At 60.7% G+C, this 18,714-nt stretch carries 22 protein-coding genes and 1 pseudogene; 9 read left to right on the forward strand and 14 right to left on the reverse strand.

What is annotated here, in order from left to right; genetic code table 11:
- Positions 1-143: 143 nt before the first annotated feature.
- The 4 genes and pseudogenes from MIC97_RS24010 to MIC97_RS24025 form a co-directional block, all read left to right on the forward strand.
- Complete coding sequence (locus MIC97_RS24010; protein ID WP_239802425.1) at positions 144-449, forward strand: mobilization protein; 306 nt, start codon at positions 144-146, stop codon at positions 447-449.
- On the forward strand, positions 446-2,110 hold the full coding sequence (locus MIC97_RS24015) for a type IV secretory system conjugative DNA transfer family protein (RefSeq protein ID WP_239802426.1): 1,665 nt from the start codon (positions 446-448) through the stop codon (positions 2,108-2,110). The genes MIC97_RS24010 and MIC97_RS24015 overlap by 4 nt, the downstream gene beginning before the upstream one ends.
- The gene (locus MIC97_RS24020; protein WP_239802427.1) at positions 2,100-2,414 is read left to right on the forward strand and encodes an I78 family peptidase inhibitor; all 315 of its coding nucleotides are present in this window, start codon (positions 2,100-2,102) and stop codon (positions 2,412-2,414) included. Before MIC97_RS24015 ends, MIC97_RS24020 begins: the two co-directional genes overlap by 11 nt.
- Positions 2,415-2,428: 14 nt before the next feature.
- Positions 2,429-2,584, forward strand: a pseudogene (locus tag MIC97_RS24025) (nucleotidyltransferase); the annotation flags it as partial.
- A gap of 206 nt (positions 2,585-2,790) precedes the next feature.
- Here the strand turns inward: MIC97_RS24025 and MIC97_RS24030 are convergent.
- From MIC97_RS24030 to MIC97_RS24065, 8 genes are all read right to left on the reverse strand, one after another.
- Positions 2,791-3,108, reverse strand: a complete 318-nt coding sequence (locus MIC97_RS24030) for a DNA-binding transcriptional regulator (RefSeq protein WP_239802428.1) — start codon at positions 3,106-3,108, stop codon at positions 2,791-2,793.
- Positions 3,086-3,475 carry a type II toxin-antitoxin system RelE/ParE family toxin gene (locus MIC97_RS24035; RefSeq protein ID WP_239802429.1) on the reverse strand — a complete coding sequence of 130 codons (390 nt, stop codon included), beginning with the start codon at positions 3,473-3,475 and terminating at the stop codon, positions 3,086-3,088. Before MIC97_RS24035 ends, MIC97_RS24030 begins: the two co-directional genes overlap by 23 nt.
- 52 nt (positions 3,476-3,527) lie before the next feature.
- Positions 3,528-3,857: a stability/partitioning determinant gene (locus MIC97_RS24040; protein ID WP_239802430.1), complete on the reverse strand. Its 330-nt coding sequence runs from the start codon at positions 3,855-3,857 to the stop codon at positions 3,528-3,530.
- Positions 3,854-4,525, reverse strand: a complete 672-nt coding sequence (locus MIC97_RS24045; RefSeq protein ID WP_239802431.1) for a ParA family protein — start codon at positions 4,523-4,525, stop codon at positions 3,854-3,856. The genes MIC97_RS24040 and MIC97_RS24045 overlap by 4 nt, the downstream gene beginning before the upstream one ends.
- Positions 4,526-4,806: 281 nt before the next feature.
- On the reverse strand, positions 4,807-5,517 hold the full coding sequence (locus MIC97_RS24050) for a helix-turn-helix domain-containing protein (protein WP_239802432.1): 711 nt from the start codon (positions 5,515-5,517) through the stop codon (positions 4,807-4,809).
- A gap of 192 nt (positions 5,518-5,709) precedes the next feature.
- On the reverse strand, positions 5,710-5,847 hold the full coding sequence (locus MIC97_RS24055) for a ribbon-helix-helix protein, CopG family (RefSeq protein WP_239802433.1): 138 nt from the start codon (positions 5,845-5,847) through the stop codon (positions 5,710-5,712).
- Positions 5,848-6,304: 457 nt separating this feature from the next.
- Entirely contained in the window at positions 6,305-6,880 is a 576-nt protein-coding gene (locus MIC97_RS24060; protein ID WP_239802434.1) for a hypothetical protein, read from the reverse strand.
- A 67-nt stretch (positions 6,881-6,947) separates the two neighbouring features.
- Positions 6,948-8,348 (reverse strand): ISKra4 family transposase, encoded by a 1,401-nt coding sequence (locus tag MIC97_RS24065; protein WP_239802435.1) that lies wholly within the window; start codon positions 8,346-8,348, stop codon positions 6,948-6,950.
- 142 nt (positions 8,349-8,490) lie between these two features.
- Here MIC97_RS24065 and MIC97_RS24070 point away from each other — a divergent pair, with 142 nt between their 5' ends.
- On the forward strand, positions 8,491-9,303 hold the full coding sequence (locus tag MIC97_RS24070) for a tyrosine-type recombinase/integrase (protein WP_239802436.1): 813 nt from the start codon (positions 8,491-8,493) through the stop codon (positions 9,301-9,303).
- On the opposite strand, the gene MIC97_RS24075 is transcribed toward MIC97_RS24070, so the two are convergent.
- Positions 9,284-9,934, reverse strand: a complete 651-nt coding sequence (locus MIC97_RS24075) for a plasmid pRiA4b ORF-3 family protein (protein WP_275592588.1) — start codon at positions 9,932-9,934, stop codon at positions 9,284-9,286. The two genes, MIC97_RS24070 and MIC97_RS24075, sit on opposite strands and share 20 nt — an antisense overlap.
- Before the next feature lie 70 nt (positions 9,935-10,004).
- On the opposite strand from MIC97_RS24075, the gene MIC97_RS24080 reads away from it, so the two are divergent.
- The 3 genes from MIC97_RS24080 to MIC97_RS24090 all read left to right on the forward strand — a co-directional run bounded on the left by MIC97_RS24080 (position 10,005) and on the right by MIC97_RS24090 (position 12,064).
- A complete protein-coding gene (locus tag MIC97_RS24080; RefSeq protein ID WP_239802438.1) occupies positions 10,005-10,340 on the forward strand; it encodes a hypothetical protein in 336 nt (111 codons plus the stop codon).
- 153 nt (positions 10,341-10,493) lie between these two features.
- Positions 10,494-10,886 carry a hypothetical protein gene (locus MIC97_RS24085; protein ID WP_239802439.1) on the forward strand — a complete coding sequence of 131 codons (393 nt, stop codon included), beginning with the start codon at positions 10,494-10,496 and terminating at the stop codon, positions 10,884-10,886.
- A gap of 242 nt (positions 10,887-11,128) precedes the next feature.
- Complete coding sequence (locus MIC97_RS24090; RefSeq protein WP_239802440.1) at positions 11,129-12,064, forward strand: IS5 family transposase; 936 nt, start codon at positions 11,129-11,131, stop codon at positions 12,062-12,064.
- Between the two features lie 316 nt (positions 12,065-12,380).
- Here the strand turns inward: MIC97_RS24090 and MIC97_RS24095 are convergent, their stop codons facing one another.
- From MIC97_RS24095 to MIC97_RS24115, 5 genes are read right to left on the reverse strand one after another with little or no spacing between them, the layout of a single operon-like run.
- Positions 12,381-13,247, reverse strand: coding sequence for a CoA ester lyase (locus MIC97_RS24095; RefSeq protein WP_239802441.1), 867 nt, complete (start codon positions 13,245-13,247; stop codon positions 12,381-12,383).
- A 50-nt stretch (positions 13,248-13,297) separates the two neighbouring features.
- Positions 13,298-13,675 (reverse strand): nuclear transport factor 2 family protein, encoded by a 378-nt coding sequence (locus tag MIC97_RS24100; RefSeq protein ID WP_239802442.1) that lies wholly within the window; start codon positions 13,673-13,675, stop codon positions 13,298-13,300.
- On the reverse strand, positions 13,672-15,954 hold the full coding sequence (locus MIC97_RS24105; protein ID WP_239802443.1) for a LamG domain-containing protein: 2,283 nt from the start codon (positions 15,952-15,954) through the stop codon (positions 13,672-13,674). Before MIC97_RS24105 ends, MIC97_RS24100 begins: the two co-directional genes overlap by 4 nt.
- 4 nt (positions 15,955-15,958) lie before the next feature.
- Complete coding sequence (locus MIC97_RS24110; protein ID WP_239802444.1) at positions 15,959-16,312, reverse strand: hypothetical protein; 354 nt, start codon at positions 16,310-16,312, stop codon at positions 15,959-15,961.
- Positions 16,313-16,329: 17 nt separating this feature from the next.
- The gene (locus MIC97_RS24115) at positions 16,330-17,535 is read right to left on the reverse strand and encodes a CoA transferase (RefSeq protein WP_239802445.1); all 1,206 of its coding nucleotides are present in this window, start codon (positions 17,533-17,535) and stop codon (positions 16,330-16,332) included.
- 143 nt (positions 17,536-17,678) lie between these two features.
- Between MIC97_RS24115 and MIC97_RS24120 the strand changes: the two genes are divergently transcribed.
- Positions 17,679-18,611: a LysR substrate-binding domain-containing protein gene (locus tag MIC97_RS24120; protein ID WP_239802446.1), complete on the forward strand. Its 933-nt coding sequence runs from the start codon at positions 17,679-17,681 to the stop codon at positions 18,609-18,611.
- Positions 18,612-18,714 lie beyond the last annotated feature (103 nt).

Raw genomic sequence — 18,714 nt, forward strand, 5'->3', positions numbered from 1 at the left:
GGCGCTTGTGGAGCTGTTCAAGCCAAATAGGAGCTTCGATATTTGCGCACAGATCGGGCGAGTTTTCAACCGAAGCAGGCAAACAACTGGCAAAAGCATCCTGAACTGATAGTTTTACGGCAACCGGAATGAGGATTTGAGCAATGGCGCGCAAAACGATTGAACAGCGGCTGGCCCAACTGGATGCGCAGCGGGCCACGCTCAAGGCTAGATTAGGAAAACAAGAACGCGCCAACGATACACGTCGTAAGGTGCTGCTTGGCGCGCTCGTTCTCCATCGGTTGGAAAATGGCAAGGATGAGGAATTTTCCCGACGCCTGAGCGAATGGCTCAAGCGCGAACTGCCCGGCTTCCTTACACGCGACGGCGACAAGGAACTGTTTGCCGATCTGCTCGGCGCGACGGCAACCGGAGAAACGCAAGGGAGCACCGGGGAGGCTGGATCGTGAACCAGGCGACACTTGCATGGGCCGCCTTCAAGAACATGCTGCGCGCTGCCGCCCGCGATCCGCTATGGGCCATTGTTGCCCTGATCGGCTTACCCTTCCGCATCTGGCAAACGCTACTGAAAGTTCTGTTCATCCTCATTATCGTGCTCTACCTAATCGGGTTCGGCGGCCGCTTTTTTCTTGAACAACAAGGCTTCGGCCCCGGCAGCATTCCGTTCATCACGCTCGATCTCGTCACGCTGTTGGTGCTGGCAGCGCTCGCCTTCCGCTTCATCACCAATCCGCTGATTATCCATTTCGGGGACATGGATGGCGAAACCCACGGCTCGGCCCGTTTCGCTACGAAGAAGGAAGTGGCTCCCCTTACCCGCGCCGATACCGGCCTGCTGATCGGTCGCGACGGCCTGTCAAAAAAGCTGCTGCGCTATGACGGCCCGGCCCATCTGCTGACGATGGCACCGACCAGAACCGGCAAGGGCGTGGGAACCATCATCCCCAATCTGCTCACCGCCGACCGCTCCGTGATCTGCATCGACCCCAAAGGCGAGAATGCAAAAATCGCCGGCCGCGCCCGCGAAAAGTTCGGGCCGGTCTATGTGCTCGATCCCTTCGGCGTCACCGGCCTGCCTTCGGCCGCCTTCAATCCGCTCGACCAGCTCGACCCGGCCGGCCTCGATATCGCGGAAGATGCAAGCACCCTGGCCGACGCTCTCGTGTTCGATGAACCGGGCATGGCCGGCGAGGCCCATTGGAACGAGGAAGCCAAGGCGCTGATTGGCGGCCTGATCCTCTATATCGCCGCCGTGGAACCGCGCGACAGGCGAAACCTCGCTACCCTGCGCGAGAACCTGACGCTCGCCCCGGAAGCCTTCGCCGCGCTGCTGAAGGACATGCAGGCGTCAACAGCCGCCTCCGGCCTGATCGCCCGCGCTGCAAACCGCCACCTCGGCAAATCCGACCGTGAGGCGGCCGGCGTCTTGTCGGCCGCGCAGCGCCATACCCATTTCCTCGACTCGCCCCGCATGACCGCCGTGCTCGGTCGCTCCGATTTCCGCTTTGCCGATCTCAAGCGCCGCAACGTCTCCATCTTCCTCGTCCTGCCGCCCGATCGGCTGTCGGCCTATTCCCGCTGGCTGCGCCTGCTCGTCTCCCAAAGCCTCACAGACATGGCCCGCGATCCACAAAAACCCGCCGTGCCGGTGCTCTACCTGCTCGATGAATTCGCCGCCCTCGGCCACCTGGCTCCCGTCGAACGCGCCATGGGCCTCATGGCCGGCTATGGCGTCCAGCTCTGGCCGATCCTGCAGGACGTCCACCAGCTCCGCGCCACCTACGGGCAGCGCGCCGGCACCTTCCTGTCGAATGCCGGCGTCCTGCAGGTCTTCGGCGTCAACGATCACGACAGCGCTCGCCTCGTCTCCGATCTGCTCGGACAGGAAACCGTTGTGTTCCAGACCATGAGCCGCGCCCTCGATGCCGACAAGTCGGGGATCTCCTACGGCGAACAGCATGTCGGCCGCCCCCTCATGACCTCTGATGAGGTCCGCAACCTGCCCGAAGGCGTCGAACTTCTGTTCCTCGCCGGACAACGCCCGATCGTCGCCGGCAAGCTACGCTATTATGCCGATCCGGAATTCAAAGGATTTTTCGATGCGCCATGAGCCTAAGAAATCTGCTACCCTAACCATTGCCGCCGCCGCGCTCGCCGCGCTGCTGGCACTCGCCGGCTGCACGACAGGCGGAACCGCGCAAGCGCCGGCCTCGGGCGTCTGCGATCAGGCGGCCACTGAGCGCCTGGCCGGCCACGCGAAAATGACCGACGCCGAAGCCATGCGCCTGACCGGCGCAAGCATCGTGCGCCAGATCGCGCCGGGACAGCCGGTCCAGCAGGATTACACCGACGCCCGCGTCACCATCGAAACCAGTCCGGCCACCGGCCGCGTCGTGCGGGCCTATTGTGGATGATGACCTTTACCCGCCTCGATCGTGCCTATGTCGGCGCGCGCTACTCGCCCCATTACGAAATCACCGGCGAGGAACTAGCTTGGCTGGTCGAGCGCGTGAAGGTACTGCAAGAAACCGTCGCCACGATCAGCACCGAACGGCTCGACGGCCGCGAACTACACACAACATGAAGGCGGTCCCGACGCTACGCGCCGGGGCTTTGTCTCTGGCGGCCCTCCGGCTCACTTCGGCGCAATGAGGGAGCGCGTTCCCCTTTGGGCCGGCGCAGCGATCGCCGCGCCCACGGCATCAATGGAGCGCCCATTTTCCGGCCGGGGCGGGATGCAGAGCGCAAACAATCTGCTGACAAGCAGCTATCTTTTTACTAGCTAATGGCTCAAGCGATTGCCTCAAGCCCTCTTTTCTGAACAACGGTCAGTAGGCGCAGCGCCGGCCCTCCGGGCTTTTTCACCCCCCGCTCCCAATCGGACACAAGCCCCTTGCTCACGTTGAGATAACGGGCAAAAACCGGCTGCGAGATATGCTCGCGCTCCCGAATGGAACGGATTTCCTCGGGGGTTAGCGGCTCAACCGCTGTCAGGCACCCCTCGTCAAATTCGCGCATCGTCTGCTTGTCGATCGCGCCGGACTCATAGAAACCTTCCATCATCTCATGGACGGCTGCCAGAGCCTCACTCTTGTAAGTCTTGGCCATCACAATTCACCTCTAGCATTCGACCCGCAGAGACTTCCGCGTCCATCTGCGCATCTGTAAATCCCAGCACCAGCCTTGCAGCCTTCTTCAAGTAGGCTTCTTCCGTATCATCGAGGTTCGCCATGTCGCTCTTGGCGAACCCAAACGCGAAAACCGCCCTCGTCTGCGTCCGGAAGAAAACCAGCGTTCGGAACCCGCCAGACTTGCCAGCGCCGGGCCGCGCCACGCGCTGCTTGATGAGGCCGGCTCCTAGATCGGCATCTATCTGGCCACGCTCGGCGCGCTCTACAGCTTCACAAAGCATCGCGTCGGAGATTTTCTCTTTCCGGGCAAATTTGTGAAACCGGCTCGCTTTGAAAATCCTCACGCGACTTCCTCGCCTATCAATGTATAACACCTAGCGTTACACTTCAAGGGTTTCACTCCGCATCGCCCCCGAGAGCCGCTATTGCCCGCTCGATCGTCTCGGCAAGGGTGATCTCGTGGCGGTCGGCATAGGCATAGATCGCCTCGATGGTGTCGGCGCGCAGCCGGGTTGCGAACTGCTCCGTGCGACCTGTCTTGCGCCGTGTACGGCGAGCCGGCCGCCCAGGAGATGACGGGACCTGCTCAGGCGCTTTCGGCGTCTCGCGGAAGCCCGCAGCGCGGGCGGCGGCCTTGACCTCGTTCGGATCGACGGGCGGCACTGGCGGCTTATCCAACTCGTCGCCAAAGTCGAGCGTGGCGCGTTTCTTGTCGTCGGCGGTCATGCACCCCCTCCCCTGATGGCATTGATGACGGCTTGCGCGTATTCGCGGGCGTTTTCCTTGGCGGTTTCCAGCCCGGACACATCGGCTTTTTCCAGCTCGTGCAGTGTGCCGCCCAGAGAAAACAGAGTCCGATAGGCCGCCCGATCGATCAAAGTCGCCGGCAGCATCGGAACCGCAGCGCCGGAAAACTGCTGTTCTATGTCGCGCGCCGTGCGCTCGCGGATCGCGGGCGGTACGCGGGTAAAGAACACACGATATGGGATTTCCCGGTTCGCTACCTTCCACATTTGGCGCACCAGCTTGACCGATTTCGCGGCCTCGGCCGCGTCCAGAACTGAGCTTTGCAGCGGGATCAGGACCAAATCCGTCCTAGCAACGGCGAAACCGATGCGGTCGGTAGCAGTCCCTTCCAGATCGACAATGACGAAATCCGCCTCGGCGCGGGCGTCTTCGATCGTGTCTATGATGGTTTCGGCTGAGTCATCGACAATGAGGCGCAGAAATTCGGGAACCGGGCGAAGCCGCGACCAGGCTTCAAGGGGCCTGTTGGGGTCCGCGTCGATCAACGCGACCTTGCGGCCGGCTGCCACCAACTCGCCGGCGAGGACAACGGCCGAAGTCGTTTTCCCGACCCCGCCTTTGCTCGAAACAAATGATATGACCGCCATACGTCCCCCCCTTTTATCTGATGACCAGCAGCATGCTAGCTGCATGAGCTTTATAAGCCATTAATTATCCGCTTACTAGCGGCTTATAAATAGCTAGATGTTAGTAATCTGCTATCAGTTCTAGTGCTGCTCTTGCCGAGGCTTTCTTTCAAAAGCCGTGCGATGGTGACCGCGGGCGCGAACGTTGCGGGGTTTTCTTTGTGGGTGCCGGACCGGCCCGCACTTTACGCGGGCCGGCACCGTCGCAGGGCTGCGTTAGCAGCCCGAACGGCGACGTCCGGTTATCTTTCTCTATCTTTAAGAGATCTAGATGGGGATTCAGTCTGTCTGGCGGACTCACGTAGTTTCATTGAACGAGCAAGATTGGCGAGGGCCTGTCCGAGCGGGTTATCACCAACATCGAACAAAGCCAGCTCGTCCATGGGGAGGCTGGATCGATACGCTTCCACTTCGGCCACGCGCTCGGCCTCGGCCTGTGCGTAATCATCCGGTGGGGGAGGGGCTTCGCCCCAACGGCCAAGAAACTGCAAGGCCCGCTGCGGCAAGGACAAGCGATAGGCATTACTGGTCTGCTGCACCTGGGGGCCACGTCCCTCATTGCCGGTCGGCACATAGCGCCGGAGCCAGTCGAGGAAGCCGTGCGCCCGTAACGCCTTCAGTGCGCGCACGATTGCGTCACGCGACCGCCTGAGATGGCGCATGAGGGTTTCAATTGATGGGTCGAGTTGTCCGGTGCGGAAGTTCACCATGTTGGCGAACAGCTCGACCAACTCGATCGCCACGCCGCCTAGAGGTCCATTGCGAGCGCCTGGTTGTTTGTTTGCCAGTTCATAGCGTCGTGCCGCCAGCACGATCTGGCGAACCTGCTTTCGATCCGTGCGCCGCCAGAATACACCTTCGCACCGTCCAGCGGCGCGGCTATGCCTTCGAACGGGCGTACGTTCCCGTTCGGTCGGCGCTCCTGCGAGCACCGCCCCTAAAGATTCAAACATGGTCTTTTCGTCCTCCGTCCATGGGAGGGCATGTCCTGTGGACGGCGGACATAGCTTCGCCGTTTCCCGCAAGACTCACTCTTGCGGGGCCGGCTCTACTCGACTATGTTGGGATCAGTTTTAGGGAGATGCCCAACACGGTCGTTTCCGAAATCCAAAAACCCCTTGCCGCTGGTAACGGCTAGGGGTTTTTCATTTTATGCCCTTGCGCTTCTTCTCGAAATAAAACCTCAAGGCTTGTTCGATGATGGGCGTGCGTCCCCGCACTCCCTCTGCTTCCTTTGTCTGATCAATCATCTCGATCAGATCGTGAGGAAGATCCGTATTCACATAGACACGCCCAGCAGCTCGCAATCGCTCTCTATGAGCGGAAACTCTGTCGCGGGTTGCTGTTTTCTCTACATGAGTCATCGTTACAGGAAACGGCGTTTTGTCCGATTCTGCAACCCCTTATGGTTAAGGCACTGAAATATCGTGCTTTTGCCTGTCACATTGCAGGAACGGCGAAGGCAAATCGCTCCGACTCACCCACGAATCGGCCATGCCGTGTTGCAATTTCCGGCGAGATCCAGCGCGCAGCGCCAGGGCGGGCGGGGAGTTCGAGGGGAGGGGCCTGGGGCTCCCCTCGTCTGGTTTCGGGTGGGTCGATCCCGACCGGAACCAGCTAGGGCCATTGCAGCATGGGGCGGAATCCTAGGTTAGCGCGATCAACAGCAAAAAACCCGGCGCGTCACCGCACCGGGTTTTCTAGCGATCGGTGAGAGCGGACCTTGCGGCCCGCTCCAGTCTATTCCGCCGCGATCGCCATGGCCTCGGCGTCGTCGGCTTCATCGTCATGTTGCGCGCGCAGCAGGGCAGGGAGCCATGTTTTTCCCTGCAAGGCAGTCTCGGCCTGTGCGACCGCCTCGGCCTTCGGTGCCTTCCCGACCGCCTTGATAGCGTCTTTCGAGCAACCGGCCTCCTGCATCACCTCGGCAATCTGCGCCTTGGACAGCCGGGAGAGAAACACCGCTTCCGGGGTCCAGAACTGGCGCATGTCGAGATTGACGGCAACGGCGATCTGCTCGGCCTGTTGCAACCGCTCGCGGCTATGGTCGTGCTTGGCCCGCACCGCGTTGAGGTTCGCCGCCGTGACGAAGGCCAGAAGGTCGGTAAGCCGTTCGGTCGGCTGTTCCAGCAGCCATTCCCAAAGATCGCCGGGATTGCCGGGGATATGATCGGCCCATGTCTCCATGATGTTGGTCCATTCAACAAGGGCGCGGCAGGCGTCCGGTTCCTTGATCGAGGGGGCAAGGTCACGGCGCTGCCCGCTGACCTCGATGGCGGATTCCGTGCGCCCGAAGGCGAAACCGTCATAAAACACCTTGGCAAGGAGCGGGTGCAGGATGGCGGCGAGGGCGATTTGGAGAGCATGAGGAATCGTGTGGCAGTTACGCCGCTGCTTGGTTGCCAGTGTTTCGGTGATTATCGTTTGCCATGCCCGGATACCACGTCTCGAAGGTCGAGCGCAGTGAGCCGTCGAGGGTCTGCGTTCGGGTTTGCAGCAGAAGATGCGCGCCTGTCCGGCTCCATTGCATTTGCTGCTTCTTGGCGAAACGCTTGCTGACGACGGCGTTGACGGTCGCCTCGACGAAAGCGGATGATATCCGCTCTCCGGACCGGTAGCGTTCGCCATAGTTGATCAGGCTGGCGTGGTTTGATCCGATATAGAATCGGAATTCGCCGATCGCTGTCAGAAACTTTTTCATGTTCGGGTAGTCGGTTTCCGTGGCTTCGGCATCGTCGAGCAGCCAATCGATCTCCTCACGCGCCCGGTAGGTGTTGCCATGCCACAGGTACCATTTGATCCGGGACAGCATGTCCAGCAGGCCGTTGCCGGCTTCCTTGTCATGATGGCGAAGGCCTTGGGCGAACTGGCGAATCACAGTGATGCGCATTGTGATGTGGAACCAGTCCAGGACATGCTCGCTGGCCGGGGCGATCATTTCGGCGAGCGAGCGAACTTCCTCGCCGCCGTCGGTGATGAAGGTGATATCCTGATTGGCCTGCACGCCCTGCTTTTTAAGATGGTCGAGGATTCGGCGCTGCGGCTTGCGGTCGTAACCATGAACGAAGCCGATATAGCGCGGCTCACCGTCCTCGGGCAGGGAGCGGCCGACGATCAGCTCGAAATTCTTCTTCCGGTCGTCACGATCCCGGATATAGCCGCCATCAAGACCAATGACGATGCGGCCGTCGGGGATGGGCAGGTTCATCCAGTCGCGCGGACAGGAATCCTGCATGAAAGAGACGCGCTCTTCCGTCAGCTCCTGCTCAATTCGGGCGGCCGTTTTCAGCGCATGCTGCCGCACCGTTGTGGCGTTGATCCCGCAGGCGATCGGCAACACATCGGCCAGCAGCTCCGCCGCGGCTGCATACGGCACGAGCGAAGCCCAGCGCGTTTCGAGATACAGACGCTCGGGCGCGATGTGGTCGGGGATCAGTCGCCGCAACGGCGACACCGTGCCCGGCCCATTGCGTCCTTCACTTTCCGGCAGAGCGTATCGCGGACTTCTGAGCCGGACGTCGCCGAACAGGGTGTGGAAGGTGACAGGATAGTATCCCTTGTGCCGCAACCGGCGGCCGTTCGTCTCACGGTTTTCCGTCAGCCATAGGTCCACCTGCGTCTCCACCATCTTCTGCTGAAGCCCGGCAAGCAGGGCTTTGCCCTCGGCGAGCGACAGGCCGAGATCCTCCGCACCCGTTGTGATCTTTGTCAGGTCGGCGATGATCTCCCGACCGATCTCCTCGCCGTCGTCACCGGTGATTTCCATGATGATCCGAACCTTCATGCCATCTCCTTGCCAGGTTTTCCAGAACGGGCGGAGTGGAAAGCTCGTCACGCCCGACCGGCGCATTTCTGCTCTCCGCTTTCGCCGGCAACGGTGATAACTCTCACCAGTTAGCAATCCGGAAATCATCTGGTAAACCGTCATGACCTCGATCGATCGTGCCGCCAATGCCATCGCCACTATCCTGATCCGTGAAGGGATCGACTATCTGCAGAGCAAGGCGGTCATCAAACGCGCCCGCGCCCAAGCCGGTCTGTCGGCGCCGCCGGAAAAGCGAACGTCGATCAACAGGCTGACGATCGAGGACGAACTGACCTTTATCGACCATGCCTACGAAGAGAGTGGAGCGACGGGCCTGCTGCTTCAGACCCTTTTGGAAACCGGCTTGCGCGTTTCCGAATTCACCCGCCTGCGCGTCGAGGATGTCAGCTTGGCGGAGCGTGTGATCATCGTCATGCGCGGCAAGGGATCGAAACGCCGCGAAGTCCCGATCCGGCGGGAACTGGCGCAGATGCTGAGGCTTCATATCGGCACAAGACGTGCCGGTCCCCTGTTCCAGAGCCGTGAACGGGGCAACGGTCCGCTGCCCTATACCTACAGTCGCCAGCGCATCGGCCAGATCGTGCGGCAGGTCGCCCATCAGGCCGGGATCACCAAGCGGGTCTATCCGCATCTGCTGCGCCATACCATGGCGACGAAACTGTTGGCGCTCGGCATGGATATTACCGACGTGCAGCGCTTCCTCGGCCACGAGAACATCACTACGACACGGCACTACGCCGAAACGACTGCCGCGACCCTGCGCCGGAAATTCGATCGGGTTACCGCACCAGCGGCACGATCGTTGCTTTTCGGCATCCAGCACGACCGCGGTGAAGCCGCCGCTCTTCTCGCCGCCGATTTGCTGGCAAGCGGTCGCGGTTCGAATGGTGAAGTCACATCTGCTGATGCATGAGGGTGAGATGCTCATCTCGCCGCAGGCACTCGTTCACCTTCTGCCGCTTGAACGTCCTGCCCAAAAGGGCGTTTCGCCTGTCGATGCGGGAAAGCAGCTCCCGAAATTCGTCCGCTCGATCCGGATCGTCGAGGATTGCAAAGGACCGGGTGTCATTGATGTCCTGGATGAATTCCAGCGCACTGGCGAGATCTTCATCCAATCCAATCCCGAACGCTTCATCCTCCTGCCGGATCCAGGCATTAGGCCCGCCGCTATCCTCCGGCGGGCAAGTGCCGGCACCGCCGATGCAGCAGGGATAATGGATTTGCGGTTTGGCAGCGCGCCGCTCTTCCAGCCGTACCTCATGGTCCCACGGAACATTGAGATCGTATTCATACAGAAACCGACTTCCGGTGCGCAGCTTCAATGCGTCAAGTCCGATGTCCGGCGATTCAGCATTCAATTCCCATGAGCCATAGCGGACCGTGTGCACGACAAACTGGTAGAGATGGATGCCTTCCCAGCCCATCGCGACCTGAAGAACGCCGTGAAACTCGCGCAAGGTCATGGTCGCCGGCACCTGCACCTGCCGCCACACCATCGGGCTCAGCCCCTTCAGCCAGAAGCGGAATTGCAGGACCGTCGGCATCGTGTCCGGCGTCTGAGCACCCTCGGAATTTGATGACGAACGCCGGCTCGATCGACGCGGTGGTTTCAAGATGGCTGGCCTCGGTGAAAATCACCGCCCACCCTATACCGATTTTACCCCAGGGCGGCACCGCCACACAAATCCTCATGCTCTCCATCAGGCGCTGGAACTGCTCGCTGGTCTCATCTCGCCGCAGGCGCTCGTTCACCTTCTGCCGCTTGAACGTCCTGCCCAAAAGGGCGTTTCGCCTGTCGATGCGGGAAAGCAACTCCCGAAATTCGCCCGCCCGATCTGGATCGTCGAGGATTGCAAAGGACCGGGTGTCACTGATGTCCTGGATGAATTCCAGCGCACTGGCGAGATCTTCATCCAATCCAATCCCGAACGCTTCATCTTCGGGCTTTGAGTAGCAACGGAACAGAAAACCCACATAGGCTTGTTTGCCCACGGGGGGTTAGCTGTCGATAGATTGTTGGACGGGTTTATGTGAATTTTCTGGATCAAAAACGGTTGTTCGGGTACGTGCTCCCATTTTCACATCAAACTCAGGTTTGTTGCGATGATCGACACAGACCACTGCCCGAATTTTCCGGATCTGCCGCCGGAAGACAAGATGGGCTTTGCCGTGCCGAAGACGCCGGCCCACTCGCTCATGCTCCTGAACAGCTACATGCGAACCGACATGCTGCAGCACATCCATATGCGCCTTCATAAGATGAGGGATGAGGACGAGCCTGGTTCACCCTTGCATCATCTGGCGAAAAGCCTCGAACAGGTCATCGACACCTGGGACGGCATCAATCTGATCGATTGCTTTACCCGCAACCACTTCCACATCGATCCGGATTACGAATTCCGGCCGGAGCAGGACTACCCCCACGATATCCGGTTGATGAAGCATCACCTCAAATGCCACAGGTCAACGATCAAGGAGTTGGATCGCTGGAGCTAACGCCGTGCCGGAAAGCTCACCCCGGCCGCTTATGTGAGTTTTCTGTTCCGTTGCTACTCAGAGCCCGGCTTCGACATCCTGCTCGACCTCCAACGGTCAGCGAATCGAATCTGATTTGCCTTCCGTTGGCAATCCCGATTCAATCAAAATGCTAACCGGTCTAAAGAGACGTGTGCGCGGGTGCCTGGACCAGCGTGTTGATCTGTGATTCTCTCAATCTGGACAATGGATAGAGGGCTGCGATGTCACGCTGGCGCATTGGTCAGGAAAAGTTTGGCTTTGTCGTTGATCGCGGCCAGCATTCGTCTTTGGACGAGCTTGCCGGACTGATTGACTGGGCACCGATCGAGCGCCATCTGGCCGTTATTTCCTGCGCAACCAAGGGCGAGCCTGCCTGGCCGCCACTGGCCTTGTTCAAGGCAATGCTGCTGTCGATCTGGTACGACCTATCGGACGTGAAGCTTGCCGAAGCGCTGGACGACAGAGGATCGTTCCGGCGGTTCTGCGGTTTCTCGGCTTCAGAGCCGACACCTGAGCGAACGGCTTTCGTGCGTTTTCGAAAAGCCCTTGTGGCACATAGAATGGACAAGACCCTGTTCGACGAGGTCACCCGTCAGCTTAAGGCCAAGGCGATCCAGGTTAAGACCGGTACGCTTGTCGATGCGACAATCATCGCTTCGGCCAGTGAGGATGATGAAGAGGGCCCTTGGGTCAAACATAAGGGCCGACCAGCGGTTCATGGCTTCAAGGCCCATGTGGGTGCCGACGCCGATACGGCTCTGGTTGAGGAGATTGCCATCACGCCCGCCAACATCAACGATGGCAAGGCCGGTCCTGATGCGCTGCCCGACGATCCCGGCGAGGTGTTTGCCGACAGCGCCCATCGCGGTAATCATTTTGGCGATGCGGTCCGTGCCAAGGGCGGCACGCCGCGTATTGTCGCCACCGGCATGTGGGGCCGTAACGAGGCTGAAACGCTCAAGCGGCTTGAGGCCTGGAACCGGCCGATCCACCGCATTCGTGGTCGGATCGAGAAGATCTTCGGCACATGGAAACGAAGCTATGGTCTTCGTCGGATGCGATGGCGAGGGCTTGCCAAGGCAGGCGTTCAAATTCGCCTCACCGCCATCGCCTACAATATGAAACGCAGTCTGAAGATCATCGCCATGGCTGGATAGCGGGCAAAAACACCACCGGCGCTCACACAAGGGCGCTAAAAGCCACAGCCAACTACGTTGGCGCTGATATCTTCCCGTCCATCGCCGCGATAGCCGACAACATCAAACAAAATCAACGCAAAACGCGTCCCCCGCACAGGTCTCCTAAATGGTGGAACTGGAAACGATGTCCTCATCGACGGAGCCGGCGGTAAGGCGGGCCGCCAGGAGCGTCAGAGCCTGACATCGTTCGGCGCTTAATGTTGGTCAACCAGTATATTGTAGTTCCTGGGTCATATATCGGAAGCTTCAATACCGTGACAACATCCCCCCCGCGTCACGTCGCCCGCGCAATCAGCCTGCGCGCCATGTCTGCGTGAAGCCGCTCGACCATTCTGCCGTTGACGACCAAGACCCCGTTTCCGGCGTTGCTGGGACACTCGAAGGCCGCGGCGATTGCCTGCGCTTCCGAAAGGGCGGCTTCCGTCGGCGAAAAGGCGGTATTTGCAGCAGCGATCTGGTCGGGATGGACAAGGGTCTTGCCATCGAAGCCCCCCAGCACGCCTTGCCGGCATTCGGCGAGAAAACCGTCCATGTCGCGCAGGTCATTGTAGACGCCGTCGAGCACATCCATGCCGAAAGCGCGCGCATGGATCACGATCAGGCTCAGCCAGTGCTCGATGGTTGGGCGGCCGTCCGGCAGAGGCAGGTTTGTCTCCTTCGCCAGGTCGTTGACGCCGGCAACGAGGCAATCAAGTCCGACTCCATCCGCTGTTCCAACCTGCGCGATTTCGCGCAGGTTGACGATGCCGAAGGGCGTCTCGACCATCGCCCAGAGGCGTATGTCCTGGCCTCCAGAAGCGTCCAGAAACCGCCGGGCGGCAAGCAATATCTCGGACCCCTCCACCTTGGGAAGAAGCAGCGCATCGGGTTCGCATTGCACCGCAGCGCGCATGTCCTCCGCGTCCGGCCTGCCGGAAAACGTATTGATCCGAATCACCTGCTCCTGCGCCGGTGGGCGCGCGGTGTCGCCGAAATGAGCCAGCAGACTGGCTCTCGCCTCGGCTTTTGCATCCGCGGCGACCGCATCCTCCAGGTCGTAAATGACGACATCGCAGGCAAGCCGCACGGCCTTCGCCATGGCCCGTTTATTGGCTGCCGGCACATAGAGGACGGATCGGCGCGGGCCAACCGCTCGTGACATTCGCATGTATCCTTGTCTTAAGCAGATTTCGACGGGGGCCGCCGTGTGTTCTATGCGGCCGGTATGTCTTCGGCGTGATAGGTCTTGGCCGCAATGCGCCATGCGGAGACGGTTCTGACCAGGCTCAGATAGTCGACGAACCTTTTCGGCGGAAAGGCCGACGTCACCTTCGCCATGGCCATGTCGCCCTCCACCTCGATCGACAGGATTCGGTTTTGGCTCTTGAAGCCGCTCGCCTCGGGTGATTTGCGATTTTGAACCCGTTCGAGCCAAGGCTCGACGGCAAGAGCGGTCGCTTCTCCATTGATGGCCGCGTAGAGCGCCGAACCCGGTGCAAAGGCCTGGCGCAGGGCATCGACGTCGCCCACATGGAGGGCATGGAGGTAGCGCCAGACGACGGCTTCGACTTCGGCGATGTCGGATTTCATTTGTTATCTCCAGCAGTTAGCCAATTGTGGACGAAGGGGGTTGGGTCGACGAACCGGCGCAGGACGTTGCCCGTAATGCGCGAAATATTGTTGTCATAATTGTTGTGGCTTAAACTGCCGGGCCAAGCGATCGAGCCGACGTTGAAGACCGCGCCTCCGCCTGCCGTTTCGAAAAAAACCATGTCGGCTTGAATCCGCGCTTCGACAGGCGCCGTAACGGTCGGAACGGTGATGCTCATTTCCTCGTTGACCAGGCGGAAGGCTTCGGTGTGGCCTTCGGACGATGCGAGGATGAGTGCATGTACCGGCGTGCCAAGGCTGGTGTCGGCGTGGTCGATCTCGATGCCTGCCGCCCCGCCACCCTGCAAGCCGAAATCGCCGATGATCTCGTCGTCGACACCGTCGAAGATGAAGGCTGCGCGCGGGTCTTCGCTGGCAGCGGTCCGCCGATAAAAGGCGGAGAGGTCGAAACCTTCCGAGATGAAACCGACACCGCCGATGGATTGCGGCGGCCGTCCATGCGCCCTCCACAGGCCGCCGCGCTTGCCGTCGAAGGAATGGAACTCCTCCCCGGGCTGCGTCTCCCAGGTGCGGATCGCCGGGCCATTGCGCCGTACTTCCATGACCCCGGGCAGCACCGGATGGTAGGCGATGCGCCAGTAGAAGCCGTTGCCTCCGAGAACGGCCAGCCGTCCGCCGGCATCGACATAACTCTTGGTCGCCTCCCACATCTCGGCCGAGAAATATTCGGGATGGGAACCGGTGACGACCGTGGCGTACTGGCTGAGAAGACGGAAGCCTTCCGCATGTAGATCATCGTCGGTGACGACGTCGTAGTCGAGCCCCTGGCTTTCGAGCCAGTCGGTAATGTGGGTATCGGCATTGAATTCGCGCAGGTTCGAGCCCTTCGCCCCGAAGGAACTGATGTAGCCGGGGCGGAAATTGAGAATGGGGCGCAGGCGCGACGAATAGCAGACCCCGCTGCCGTCCGAATGGACGTCATAGAGCGACGGACCCCATTCGGGATGCTCATCGATCAGCAGATTAGCCTTGTGCAGCACGATCACCCGGCTGGAGAGAAGCTCCGCGATCGGGAACGGCACCGGGTTCAGGTTGGCATAAGCGAGGTAGGTTGCTGTGGAGGCGACGAGACAGATCGGCGCGCGGCGGTCGCCCTGTCTTGGCTTGACGAAGAACGGGATGCGGTCTTCATCGTCGCCGGCGATGAGCCGGATCGCATAGAAGCCGCTCTTGATGTCCGAAGGCAGATCGAACGCGATGTCGGCTTCCCAGCGTGCGTCGTAGATGTCGTCGTCGTGGAAATGGATGGCGCCATAGTGTGCCGGCGCGGCCCGCCAGGAAACGTCTTCGCCGGTCCAGTTCGAGCCTGTCATACCACGGGCCGGCAGGTTTATCGTGGTTCCGTGCAGGCGGTGGCGAGAGCGGTCGGTGACGCGTTCGCCGTCGATGCCGACCGAAAAATCCCAGAAGGCGACGCATTGCGCCGCCACGTCGGCCGGCAGCGCCTCGCCCCGAAATTTCTCCATGTCCAGCCGCGACGCGACGCCGTCCAGCAGGCGCGGTTTCTCGATCTTGCCGTTGAAATGGTCGGCGGTCCGCGGCGCATCCGGGGTGCCGCCGGTCATACGGGCGGCAAGAGTGAGGGCGGCGGCCTTCGGCAGGCCAAAATCGAAGCTGACGGGTGTTCTCGCCAAGACGGGACGCTCGCCGGCTCCCGTGCGGGAGTAAGGTTCCTGCCGGATCGACAGGATCGCCTCCTGCGCATCATAGGATGCGGCGACGAGATGCCACTGGCGCTCCATGAGGGGCATGTCGGTTGCGATGGAAACACTGTCGCCACCCGCTTTGCTGCAATGCGCGGCCAGCGCGCCATTTGCATCGATGACCAGGCGGAAACCGCTTTTCGAGGCTTCATCCCAGATACAAAGCAGCGCCTGCTCTCCCTTCAAGGGGGTTGTTGGCCATATATGCATCTGCACCGAGAAGCTGGACAACGCGTCGAAGCGTTCGTTGGGCGCTACGACAACACAGGAGCCGGCGTTGCAGACTTGCTCGCGCGCCGGATAGACGCCGTCGGCATCCGACGGGATCTCGATTTCGCGGAAACCGGGGCCTTCGGGATTGAGGTCGCCGCAGATGGTCCGCACCAGGCTGGCACGGAATTGCGACGCGGCGGTGCAACTCACCATGACCTTCAGCTGCTCGCCGCGCGTGACGCTGATCTTGTCGAGATAGCCGGTGATGTAGGGGAGCGCCATCCGGTTACTTGCCTCCGAGGTCTTTGCCGAAAAACGCTTTCCAGCGCAGGCGGAACACTTCTCGCTCGGCTTGCGCCAGATCATCGAATTCGACGTCTTCCAGGCGCACGGGATCGCCGCGCACGCCGGTCAGTTTCGCCAGTTTCCAGCGTCGATGCGGCTCGATCGCGACCAGCACGTATTTTCCGGCGCAGGGCGCTTTTCGGAAATGTTGGAGAACGAACTGGAGGTTCGGACTATGGGCGCCGATCGGGGTTTGACAATATTCCCGGTACAATTCCTCGCCGCGCGCGAGGATGTCGTCCCATACGGCCCGCGTCGGGCTGCGAAGATCAGGAAGGGTATGGAATTCGGTCATTGGACGTGGATCATTCCTCAGATAATGCCGGCGTTCTTGAGTTGGCGCATCTTGGCCTCATCCATGCCGAGAAGGCCACCCAGAATCTCCGCGTTGGATGCGCCGAGAGACGGGCCGAGGCTATCGACATGACCGGGCGTTCGCGACAGTTTCGGCACGACCGCAGGAATGAAAACGTCGCCCAGACTCTCGTGATGCAAGGCGATCTGATTCTGTCGCTCGGCGATATGAGGGTCCGCGAAGATGCCGGCGATCGTGTTGACGGCCGCGCATGGGACGTCGTTCTCGGCGCAGGTCGTCACGGCTTCGTTGGTCGTCATCTCTCCGACCCATGCCTGGACGATGCCGTCGACGATCGCTGAATCCCTCAGGCGCGCGGCGGTGGTGGCGTATCTATCCGGCAACGCCAATTCTGGACGCCCCATCGTCTTGGCGAGGCGCGTAAACATGCGGTCGTTCGTGCAGGCAATGGCGATCCAGCCGTCCGTTGTCTGGAAGTGGCCGTGAGGACAGGCGTTCGACGTGCCGAGGCCCTGCCGTCCGCGCACGATTCCGCGCGCCGCGTAAGCGGGCACGAGATCATCCAGCATCCGCATAATCGGTTCGTAGAGCGCCAGATCGATATACTGGCCGACCCCGTCGCGCTCCCGCGCGCGCAACGCAAGCATGACGCCCAGTGCCCCGTAGACGCCGGATGCGTAGTCCGCCAGTGATGTCGATCCCGGCGTCAGTGGCGGGCCGTCGGCCATTCCGGTCAGATGGGCCAGTCCTCCGAACGCGTGGGCGATGCGGGCGAAGCCCGGGCGATCCTTGTAGGGGCCGCTCTGACCGTAGCCTGAAATGCGTAGCATGATGAGGCGAGGGTTCAGCTTGCAAAGCTCGTCGAAACCGAGCCCCCACTTCTCCAGCGTCCCCGGTCGAAAATTCTCGCAGATGATGTCGGACTGAGCCGCCAGCTCACGCAGGATGCCTGCTCCCTCGGGGCTGCGCAGGTCGAGCGTCACGGATTTCTTGTTACGGGCCTCGCTGAGCCAGCAAAATGTATCGGGGGTCTCAACACTGGCGACGCCGAAACGCCGAAGGGGATCTCCTTCGCGGGGCTGCTCGATCTTGATCACCTCGGCGCCGAATTCGCCCAGAATGGAAGCGGCGAGCGGCGCAGCGATGAAGGTCGCAATATCTAGAACGCGGAGTCCTTCGAGGGGACGCTTGTGATCTGGCATCGTCTGCTTTCTGTGTGATTACCTTCGAAAGTCTCGCAGGTGGTCCCGGATGAAGCAAAAACAACCTTATTCTATAGTTAGACAGGAAAGTTATGGATGCCGCGCTAAGGGTGTATGATAACGACGACATCGGGAGGGGTAGGATGGACGTACGGCAGTTGAGATACTTCTTGTCGGTGGCCAAGTGCCGGAGCTTCTCGCGCGCCGGCGTCGAGCTGAACATTGCTCAGCCCGCACTGAGCCACCATGTTGCGAATCTCGAGGCTGAACTCGGGGTCAAGCTGTTCGAGCGAAGTACCAAGGGGGTGACACCGACCGAATGCGGCGAAACGCTCATGCGTCATGCCGAAACGATCCTCCGCCAGGTGACGAAGGCCGCTATCGACGTCAAAATAACGTCGGCGCAGCCCTCGGGCACCGTGTCGATCGGCCTGCCGACCAGCATTTCGATCGGCCTGACCGTACCGCTGTTGCACGCGGTGGAAGCACGCTATCCGGCCATCACTCTGAAGATCATTGAGAACCACAGCGGATTTCTGTCGGAGTGGATTCTTGCCGGGCGCCTGGACATGGGGGTTCTGTTCGATATCGATCCGGCATCCCCATTCGATTTAAAGCCGCTGATGGAAGAGCATCTCTATTTTGTTGCCGCGCCGGGAAGCTTCATCGACGGACGCGAATCCATCGAACTGAATGAAATAAGCGGCACGCCGCTGATATTGACCGGCGCGAGCCACGGCTTGAGGCATGCTATCGACCGTCATGAGAATGGTATTGCCTTCGACGTGAAGACGGAGATTGACTCGCTGGTGGCAATCAAACAACTGGTCGCATCAGGCTACGGCCACTCCATCCTGCCCTGGGGCGCGATACAGGGTGAGTGCGCAGCCGGCGTCCTCCATGCGGTTCGGATCGAGAAGCCGAAGATCAAGCGCAAGGTCTATCTCGCTTCCGCCCGGGGCTGGCCCCGCTCGCGCGCTGCCGAAATTATCTCCGGGTTGCTTTTCGAGGTCGCCGGCGGGCTCGTCGCTGACGACCGCTGGCGGGGAGAGCTCCTGAAGGAAAGTGGGATATAAAGCAAACTTATCGCGCTATGCTTATTTGGACGCTTGTCGCATCGTCTTGGGTCAGTAGGTTTCGTGTGGTGGAATTGCGTGTTCATGCCACAAACAAGCTCAG

It is taken from the genome of Aquamicrobium sp. NLF2-7 (assembly GCF_022359935.1).
Lineage (GTDB): Bacteria > Pseudomonadota > Alphaproteobacteria > Rhizobiales > Rhizobiaceae > Mesorhizobium > Mesorhizobium lusatiense.

Excerpts from the sequence above, each read along its gene's own strand:
- MIC97_RS24010 (WP_239802425.1), top strand. The coding sequence starts at position 144 with ATGGCGCGCAAAACGATTGAACAGCGGCTGGCCCAACTGGATGCGCAG.
- MIC97_RS24020 (WP_239802427.1), top strand. The coding sequence starts at position 2,100 with ATGCGCCATGAGCCTAAGAAATCTGCTACCCTAACCATTGCCGCCGCC.
- MIC97_RS24030 (WP_239802428.1), bottom strand. The coding sequence starts at position 3,108 with ATGGCCAAGACTTACAAGAGTGAGGCTCTGGCAGCCGTCCATGAGATG.
- MIC97_RS24040 (WP_239802430.1), bottom strand. The coding sequence starts at position 3,857 with ATGACCGCCGACGACAAGAAACGCGCCACGCTCGACTTTGGCGACGAG.
- MIC97_RS24045 (WP_239802431.1), bottom strand. The coding sequence starts at position 4,525 with ATGGCGGTCATATCATTTGTTTCGAGCAAAGGCGGGGTCGGGAAAACG.
- MIC97_RS24050 (WP_239802432.1), bottom strand. The coding sequence starts at position 5,517 with ATGTTTGAATCTTTAGGGGCGGTGCTCGCAGGAGCGCCGACCGAACGG.
- MIC97_RS24065 (WP_239802435.1), bottom strand. The coding sequence starts at position 8,348 with ATGAAGGTTCGGATCATCATGGAAATCACCGGTGACGACGGCGAGGAG.
- MIC97_RS24070 (WP_239802436.1), top strand. The coding sequence starts at position 8,491 with ATGACCTCGATCGATCGTGCCGCCAATGCCATCGCCACTATCCTGATC.
- MIC97_RS24075 (WP_275592588.1), bottom strand. The coding sequence starts at position 9,934 with ATGCCGACGGTCCTGCAATTCCGCTTCTGGCTGAAGGGGCTGAGCCCG.
- MIC97_RS24080 (WP_239802438.1), top strand. The coding sequence starts at position 10,005 with ATGGCTGGCCTCGGTGAAAATCACCGCCCACCCTATACCGATTTTACC.
- MIC97_RS24085 (WP_239802439.1), top strand. The coding sequence starts at position 10,494 with ATGATCGACACAGACCACTGCCCGAATTTTCCGGATCTGCCGCCGGAA.
- MIC97_RS24090 (WP_239802440.1), top strand. The coding sequence starts at position 11,129 with ATGTCACGCTGGCGCATTGGTCAGGAAAAGTTTGGCTTTGTCGTTGAT.
- MIC97_RS24095 (WP_239802441.1), bottom strand. The coding sequence starts at position 13,247 with ATGTCACGAGCGGTTGGCCCGCGCCGATCCGTCCTCTATGTGCCGGCA.
- MIC97_RS24100 (WP_239802442.1), bottom strand. The coding sequence starts at position 13,675 with ATGAAATCCGACATCGCCGAAGTCGAAGCCGTCGTCTGGCGCTACCTC.
- MIC97_RS24105 (WP_239802443.1), bottom strand. The coding sequence starts at position 15,954 with ATGGCGCTCCCCTACATCACCGGCTATCTCGACAAGATCAGCGTCACG.
- MIC97_RS24110 (WP_239802444.1), bottom strand. The coding sequence starts at position 16,312 with ATGACCGAATTCCATACCCTTCCTGATCTTCGCAGCCCGACGCGGGCC.
- MIC97_RS24115 (WP_239802445.1), bottom strand. The coding sequence starts at position 17,535 with ATGCCAGATCACAAGCGTCCCCTCGAAGGACTCCGCGTTCTAGATATT.
- MIC97_RS24120 (WP_239802446.1), top strand. The coding sequence starts at position 17,679 with ATGGACGTACGGCAGTTGAGATACTTCTTGTCGGTGGCCAAGTGCCGG.